The organism is Streptomyces sp. NPDC056347, from assembly GCF_042262625.1.
In the GTDB taxonomy this organism is placed as follows: Bacteria; Actinomycetota; Actinomycetes; order Streptomycetales; family Streptomycetaceae; genus Streptomyces.
This window is the reverse complement of record NZ_JBHJQP010000266.1, coordinates 1-7,637: the sequence shown is the minus strand read 5'-3', so window position 1 is coordinate 7,637 and position 7,637 is coordinate 1. Positions and strand designations below refer to the sequence as shown.

The 7,637-nt window shown below is 69.0% G+C and carries 8 protein-coding genes; 2 read left to right on the top strand and 6 right to left on the bottom strand.

Features of this window, described 5'->3' with window-relative positions:
* Window positions 1-285: 285 nt before the first annotated feature.
* The 3 genes from ACFCV8_RS34685 to thyX all read right to left on the bottom strand — a co-directional run bounded on the left by ACFCV8_RS34685 (window position 286) and on the right by thyX (window position 3,890).
* Entirely contained in the window at window positions 286-1,971 is a 1,686-nt protein-coding gene (locus ACFCV8_RS34685; RefSeq protein ID WP_376689497.1) for a ribonuclease J, read from the bottom strand.
* Window positions 1,972-2,100: 129 nt separating this feature from the next.
* The gene (gene dapA, locus ACFCV8_RS34680; RefSeq protein ID WP_376689496.1) at window positions 2,101-3,000 is read right to left on the bottom strand and encodes a 4-hydroxy-tetrahydrodipicolinate synthase; all 900 of its coding nucleotides are present in this window, start codon (window positions 2,998-3,000) and stop codon (window positions 2,101-2,103) included.
* Between the two features lie 152 nt (window positions 3,001-3,152).
* Window positions 3,153-3,890: an FAD-dependent thymidylate synthase gene (thyX, locus tag ACFCV8_RS34675; protein WP_376689495.1), complete on the bottom strand. Its 738-nt coding sequence runs from the start codon at window positions 3,888-3,890 to the stop codon at window positions 3,153-3,155.
* 185 nt (window positions 3,891-4,075) lie between these two features.
* Between thyX and ACFCV8_RS34670 the strand changes: the two genes are divergently transcribed.
* Both ACFCV8_RS34670 and ACFCV8_RS34665 read left to right on the top strand, forming a co-directional pair.
* Window positions 4,076-4,315, top strand: coding sequence for a hypothetical protein (locus tag ACFCV8_RS34670; protein WP_376689494.1), 240 nt, complete (start codon window positions 4,076-4,078; stop codon window positions 4,313-4,315).
* A 93-nt stretch (window positions 4,316-4,408) separates the two neighbouring features.
* On the top strand, window positions 4,409-4,960 hold the full coding sequence (locus ACFCV8_RS34665; protein ID WP_376689493.1) for a hypothetical protein: 552 nt from the start codon (window positions 4,409-4,411) through the stop codon (window positions 4,958-4,960).
* 39 nt (window positions 4,961-4,999) lie between these two features.
* Here ACFCV8_RS34665 and ACFCV8_RS34660 read toward each other — a convergent pair whose 3' ends face one another.
* The 3 genes from ACFCV8_RS34660 to ACFCV8_RS34650 all read right to left on the bottom strand — a co-directional run.
* Window positions 5,000-5,461, bottom strand: a complete 462-nt coding sequence (locus tag ACFCV8_RS34660) for a hypothetical protein (RefSeq protein WP_376689492.1) — start codon at window positions 5,459-5,461, stop codon at window positions 5,000-5,002.
* A gap of 12 nt (window positions 5,462-5,473) precedes the next feature.
* A complete protein-coding gene (dapB, locus tag ACFCV8_RS34655; RefSeq protein ID WP_376689491.1) occupies window positions 5,474-6,226 on the bottom strand; it encodes a 4-hydroxy-tetrahydrodipicolinate reductase in 753 nt (250 codons plus the stop codon).
* Between the two features lie 63 nt (window positions 6,227-6,289).
* Window positions 6,290-7,637: M16 family metallopeptidase (locus ACFCV8_RS34650; RefSeq protein WP_376689490.1), on the bottom strand; the 1,348-nt coding region annotated here is incomplete at its 5' end.

Genomic DNA, 7,637 nt, shown 5'->3' with positions numbered 1-7,637 from the left:
GTTCCTCGCTTTCGCGATTCCCTTTCCGGCGGTTCCAACCTTACCAGACTCTTTCTCGTTCCGTTTCCGGTCCGAATTTGAATTCCGGTGACCTGTTGGAAGGTCTTTGCCTTTCGGCGGATCCGACTTTATCAGAGATTCTGAGTCGGAATTCCCGCCGAGTCCGGGACGGCCGAGGCACACGAGTGTGCGTGGCTGTTCCCTTCAGGCGGAGCCGTAAACGTACTGGAGCGGGGCGCCCGATGCAAATCGGGGCCCCGCTCCCGTGTTCGTGCCTGTCGGCGATCAGACCTCGACGACGACGGGAAGGATCATCGGCCGGCGACGGTAGGTGTCGGAGACCCACTTGCCCACCGTGCGGCGGACGAGCTGCTGGAGCTGGTGCGGCTCCATCACGCCGTCCTGCGCGGACTTGTTGAGCGCTTCCTCGATCTTCGGCGCGACGGCGTTGAACGCCGCGTCGTCGATGCCGGAGCCCCGTGCGTGGATATGGGGACCGGCCACGATCTTGCCGGTGGAGCTGTCGACCACGATGAAGACCGAGATGATGCCCTCGTCGCCGAGGATGCGGCGGTCCTTGAGCGAGGTCTCGGTGACGTCACCGACGGAGAGTCCGTCGACGTAGACATAGCCCGCCTGGACCTTGCCGACGATCTTGGCCTTGCCGTCGACCAGGTCGACGACGACGCCGTCCTCGGCGATGACGATGTGGTCCTTGGGCACCCCGGTGAGCGCGCCGAGCTCGGCGTTGGCCCGCAGGTGGCGCCATTCGCCGTGGACCGGCATCAGGTTCTTCGGCCTGCAGATGTTGTAGAAGTACAGCAGCTCGCCGGCCGAGGCGTGGCCCGAGACGTGGACCTTGGCGTTGCCCTTGTGGACGACGTTGGCGCCCCAGCGGGTCAGGCCGTTGATCACGCGGTAGACCGCGTTCTCGTTGCCCGGGATCAGGGACGACGCGAGGATCACCGTGTCGCCCTGGACGATCCGGATCTGGTGGTCACGGTTGGCCATCCGGGACAGCGCGGCCATCGGCTCGCCCTGGGAACCGGTGCACACCAGCACGACCTCGTCGTCCGGCAGGTCGTCGAGGGTCCGTACGTCGACGATCAGCCCCGCCGGGACGTTCAGATAGCCGAGGTCCCGGGCGATGCCCATGTTGCGGACCATGGACCGGCCGACGAAGGCGACCCTGCGGCCGTACTCGTGTGCCGCGTCGAGGATCTGCTGGATGCGGTGGACGTGGCTGGCGAAGCTCGCCACGATGATGCGCTTCTGGGCGTTGGCGAACACCGTGCGCAGAACGTTGGAGATGTCGCGCTCGGGCGGCACGAAGCCGGGGACCTCGGCGTTCGTCGAGTCGGAGAGGAGGAGGTCGATGCCCTCCTCGCTCAGCCGGGCGAATGCGTGCAGGTCCGTGAGACGGCCGTCCAGCGGGAGCTGGTCCATCTTGAAGTCACCGGTCGCCACGGCCAGGCCCGCGGGAGTACGGATGGCGACCGCGAGAGCGTCCGGGATCGAGTGGTTGACCGCGATGAACTCGCAGTCGAAGACGCCGATGCGCTCGCGCTGGCCCTCCGCCACCTCGAGGGTGTACGGACGGATGCGGTGCTCCTGGAGCTTCGCCTCGATCAGCGCGAGGGTCAGCTTGGAACCGATGAGCGGGATGTCCGGCTTCAGGCGCAGCAGGTACGGGACACCGCCGATGTGGTCCTCGTGGCCGTGCGTGAGGACGATGCCCTCGATGTCGTCGAGGCGGTCCCGGATCGTGGTGAAGTCCGGCAGGATCAGGTCGACGCCGGGCTGCTCCTCCTCGGGGAAGAGGACGCCGCAGTCGACGATGAGCAGGCGGCCGCCGTACTCGAAGACCGTCATGTTGCGGCCGATCTCGCCGAGGCCGCCGAGCGGGGTGACGCGAAGTCCGCCCTTCGGGAGCTTCGGCGGGGTGCCGAGTTCGGGATGCGGATGACTCAAAAGACTCTCCTTACCACGCGCGCCACGTACCGCTTGGGCACGTGGCGCGCATGTCATTCGTGCACTTGCTGTTGTCTGTGATGCCTTGCTTGCGAGTGTTCTTCGCTTATTCAGTTGTGAAGTCCGTGGTTACAGCTGTACCCCGCCGGCCGCGAGATCGATCTTGAGCTGGGCCGTTTCCTGGGCGGTGAGCTCCACCAGGGGGAGGCGGAGCGGACCTGCGGGCAGGCCCTGGAGGGCCAGCGCGGCCTTGGTGGTGATCACACCCTGAGTGCGGAACATGCCGGTGAAGACCGGCAGGAGCTTCTGGTGGATCTCGGTGGCCTTCTGGACGTCGCCCGAGGTGTGCGCCTCGATGAGGGCCCGCAGCTCCGGGGTGACGACGTGGCCGACCACGGAGACGATGCCGATGGCGCCGACCGAGAGGAGCGGCAGGTTGAGCATGTCGTCGCCGGAGTACCAGGCGAGGCCGGAGCGGGCGATGGCCCAGCTGGCACGGCCGAGGTCGCCCTTGGCGTCCTTGTTGGCCACGATACGCGGGTGCTCGGCGAGGCGTACGAGCGTCTCCGTGTCGATCGGCACGCCGCTGCGGCCAGGGATGTCGTAGAGCATCACCGGCAGGCCGGTGGCGTCGGCGATGGCCGTGAAGTGCCGGAAGAGCCCTTCCTGCGGCGGCTTGTTGTAGTACGGCGTCACCGCGAGGAGGCCGTGGGCGCCGGACCGCTCGGCGGTGCGGGCGAGCTCGATGCTGTGCCGGGTGTCGTTGGTGCCGATGCCCGCGACGACGTGGGCCCGGTCCCCCACCGCCTCCAGGACCGCTCGCACGAGCTGGTCCTTCTCCGCGTCGCTGGTGGTCGGGGACTCGCCGGTGGTGCCGTTGACGACCAGGCCGTCGTTGCCTGCGTCCACGAGATGGGCGGCGAGCCGCTGGGCACCGTCGAGGTCGAGTGCGCCGTCCGCCGTGAAGGGCGTGACCATAGCGGTGAGGACCCGCCCGAAGGGGGCCTGCGGAGTGGAGATCGGAGCCATGGGTAACACGCTACTCGCTGCTCAGCCGGGACTGCCCCCTCGGGGGGACAAGCAGAAGGAGCCCGGCACTGCCTGCTCGGGGGTTCAAGCAGTGCCGGGTCCGTTTGATCAGCCTAGATGAACTTCACGAAACGCCGCAATACGGACACCGCTTACGGGGCGACGCGTCCGTTCTTGTTGAAGGCTGCATGGGTGAGCGGCATCAGCCGGGCCCAGTGCTCCTCCATCTGTTCGCCGACCATCTCGATCTCGCGCTGCGGGAAGGACGGCACCTTGGCCAGCTCGTGCTGGGTCCGCAGACCGAGGAAGTGCATCAGCGAGCGGGCGTTGCATGTGGCGTACATCGAGGAGAAGAGGCCGACGGGAAGCACCGCGCGGGCGACCTCGCGGGCCACCCCGGCGGCGAGCATCTCCTGGTACGCCTCGTACGCCCGGCGGTAGGAGTCCTCCATGGTCCGGCCGGTGAGCTCCAGCTGGGCCTCGGTGCCCTCGACGAACTCGTACTTGCCGGGGCGGCCCTGCTGGACGAGCTTGCGGGAGGCGTCGGGAACGTAGAAGACCGGCTGCAGCTCCCGGTAGCGGCCGGATTCCTCGTTGTACGACCAGCCGACGCGGTGGCGCATGAACTCCCGGAACACGAAGATCGGGGCACTGATGAAGAAGGTCATCGAGTTGTGCTCGAACGGGCTGCCGTGGCGGTCGCGCATCAGGAAGTTGATGAGGCCCTTGGAGCGCTCGGGATCCTTGGTGACCTCCTCCAGGGACTGCTCACCGGCCGTGGAGACACGGGCGGCGAACAGGACGTCGGAGTCGCCCGCGGCGTGTTTCACCAGCTCAACGGTGACATCACTGCGGAAGCTGGGCTGTGCGGGCTCGGGGGTCTCGGTCACCGGCGGGGTCCTTCCAATCGCGTCGCTCGGGCGGCGCCCACTCTACGGGCCGCCACTGACAAGCAGGTCGGAAGGGCCGTGCCGGGATTTCTTCGACGAATTCGGCGATTCGGGGCACCGATCGGCCCCTTCGCGCGTCTGACTCAATAGCAGCATCCACAAGAGAGTTCAAGGAGACCTTCCTCATGTTCCGCCGGCGTGAATCCGTTCCGTTCTCGTTCGTGGCCGAGAGCGACCGATTCCGCAGTAATGTCACTCCGCCGCCGAGGCAGCGGCCCAGCGTCTCCGAAATAACCGCCCGCTCCCTCGTGGGGCTGACGGTGATAGCCGGCCTGGCCGGGGCATTGATTCTCGGCCTGCCCGCGCTCAGCCCCTCCCAGGGGCCCGTGCACACGGAACAGGCCGAGGCGTCCCAGGGGCAGTGACTCGTACGGGCCCCCTGGGGTGGTCCGGCCGTGATCGTCTCGGTAGCCTCACCGGGCACAGCAATCGAGTGTGCTTGTGAGTGAGGATCAGACGTGCCCCTGCCCTTCCTGACGGCCGACCGCGCGTTTGACGCGCAGGCCGAGGACATCGCGCTGCCGTTCGACGACCACGACAGCTGGCGACGCCCCTACCGCCCCGGGCCCTGGCGGGTCGCGGCATCGGCCTCCGCGCTGCTGCTGGCGTCCTTCGTCCTGCTGGCGGGCATGGTCATCGCATTCGCCGCGGAGCTGCCGGGGGCGGTGGTGTGTCTGGGGCTGGCCCTGGTGATCATCGCCTGTGCCCTGCGGCTGCTGCGAATGGGCGCCTGGGTGAGTCGGCACGGCGTGCGCCGGGTCGGCTTCCTCAGCACGGTGACCGTGCCGTGGAACCGGGTCACCGCCGTCCGCACGGTGCAGCAGCCGGTGAAGTGGCTCGGCTTCCCGCGTACGGTCCAGGGGCAGGCGCTGCTCCTCGTACGCCAGGGAGGCAATCCGGTTTCGCCGCTGCTCACCGACAGCAATGCCGACTTCCTGAGCCGGTCCGAGGCCTTCGACCGCGCGGCCGACACGGTCGAGGCCTGGGCCGACGAGTACCGGCAGGGCTGAGGCCCCGTACGACCGGAAGGCCCGGCCCCGCGCGCCCGTTCAGGACGTGCTGGGCCGGGCCTTCTCGGCTCCGTGCAGGGCGATGGCCCGCTGCATGGCCTTGCGGGCTCTCGGGGTGTCCCTGGCGTCCTGGTAGGCCACGGCCAGGCGGAACCAGCATCGCCAGTCGTCCGGGGAGTCCTCGGTCTCCTCACGGCGGCGGGCGAAGACCACGTCGGCCGAATCACGGTCGATGCGGCCGGACGGGGTGCGGACCAGCTCGTCGACCGGCAGGCCGCCCTCCCCTTCGAGCTGCGCGGCCAGCGCGTTGGCCCGGGAGACGAACTGGGTGTTCTTCCAGAGGAACCAGATCCCGATCACCGGCAGGATCAGTACCGCGACCCCGAAGGTGACCGTCAGCAGGGTGCCGTGCTCGATGAGCAGGAACCCGCGGCTGCCGACCAGGACGAAGTAGAAGACCAGGACGGCGGCGGTGACGAAGTAGGTGATCTTTGCGCGCATGGCAGGGCTCAGTCAGTTCAGGTCGAGGAAGTGTTCCAGGCCGAACGTGAGGCCGGGAGTGGTCACCACGCGGCGGGTGCCGAGCAGGATGCCGGGCATGAAGCTGCTGTGGTGCAGGGAGTCGTGGCGGATGGTGAGCGTCTCGCCCTCCCCGCCGAGCAGCACCTCCTGGTGGGCGAGCAGGCCCCGGAGCCGGACCGAGTGGACCGGTACGCCGTCGACGTCGGCGCCGCGGGCACCGTCCAGGGCCGTGGCCGTGGCGTCCGGCTGATCGCCGAGACCGGCCGTACGGCGGGCCTCGGCGATCAGCTGGGCGGTGCGGGTGGCGGTGCCCGAGGGGGCGTCGACCTTGTTGGGGTGGTGCAGCTCGATGACCTCGACGGACTCGAAGTAGCGGGCGGCCCGCTCCGCGAACTTCATGGTGAGGACGGCGCCGATGGAGAAGTTCGGCGCGATGAGGACACCGGTCCGCGGGGAGGCGGCGAGCCAGGTGTTCAGCTGCGCGAGCCGTTCGTCGGTCCAGCCCGTGGTGCCGACGACGGCGTGGATGCCGTGCCGGACACAGAATTCGAGGTTGTCCATCACCGACGCGGGGGTGGTGAGCTCGACGACGGCCTGGGCGCCGGAATCCGTGAGGGTCTCCAGCTTGTCGCCCCGGCCGAGGGCGGCCACCAGCTCCATGTCGTCGGCGGCCTCGACGGCTCGCACCGCCTCGGAGCCGATCCGGCCCCTGGCGCCGAGAACGGCCACGCGCAGCTTGCTCATTGCTCTGCTTCCTTAACGGGTGGGTCAAGAGTCGGCGGATGGGTCGCAAGACCGCCTCGACGGTCAGGCGACCGCTTCTTCGAGGCGGGCTGCCTGCTTGTCCTTGAGCGGACCGATGACGGAGAGGGAGGGGCGGTGTCCCAGGACCTCGCCCGCGACGGCGCGGACGTCGTCGGGGGTGACCTGCGCTATCCGGGCCAGCATGTCGTCGACCGACATCTGGTCGCCCCAGCACAGCTCGCTCTTGCCGATCCGGTTCATCAGCGCGCCGGTGTCCTCCAGGCCGAGGACCGTGGAGCCGGAGAGCTGCCCGACGGCGCGGCCGATCTCCTCGTCGCTGAGCCCCTCGGAGGCCACCCGGTCGAGCTCGTCCCGGCAGATCCTGAGGACGTCGTGGACCTGGCTGGGCCGGCAGCCCGCGTACACCCCGAAGAGGCCGCAGTCGGCGAAGCCCGAGGTGTAGGAGTACACGCTGTAGGCGAGGCCGCGCTTCTCCCGTACCTCCTGGAAGAGACGGGAGCTCATGCCGCCGCCGAGGGCGGTGTTGAGCACGCCGAGCGCCCAGCGGCGGTCGTCGGTGCGGGCCAGGCCGGGTACGCCGAGGACGACATGGGCCTGTTCCGTCTTGCGGTTCAGCAGCTCCATCCGGCCCGCGGTGCGCAGCGTGCGGGAGCCCTGGCGCGGGGCGACCGGGACGGCGTCGGTGCGCGAGAGCGCGCCCGCCCGCTCGAAGGCCCTGCGGACCTGCCGTACGACCGTGGCGTGGTCGATGTTGCCCGCGGCGGCGACGACCAGGTGCGTGGGGTCGTAGTGCTTCTTGTAGAAGCGGGCGATCCGGCCGCGGTCGAGCGCGTTGATGGTGTCGACGGTGCCGAGGACCGGGCGGCCGAGGGGAGTGTCGCCGAGCATGGTGTGCGCGAACAGGTCGTGCACGCAGTCGCCCGGGTCGTCCTCGGTCATCGCGATCTCCTCGAGGATCACGCCGCGTTCGGCGTCGACGTCCTCGGCGGTGATCAGCGAGCCGGTCAGCATGTCGCAGACGACGTCGATGGCCAGCGGCAGGTCGGTGTCGAGGACCCGCGCGTAGTAGCAGGTGTACTCCTTCGCCGTGAAGGCGTTCATCTCGCCGCCGACCGCGTCGATCGCGGCGGAGATGTCGAGGGCGCTGCGCTTGGCGGTGCCCTTGAAGAGGAGGTGTTCGAGGTAGTGCGTCGCGCCGTTCAGCGTGGGGGTCTCGTCGCGCGAACCGACGTTGGCCCAGATGCCGAAGGTGGCGGAGCGTACGGAGGGCAGGGTCTCGGTGACGACCCGGAGGCCGCCGGGGAGCACCGTACGGCGGACCGTACCGGCGCCGTTGCTGCCCTTGAGGAGCGTTTGGGTACGGGCGACGGCCCGCGCCCCAGAGGAGGCG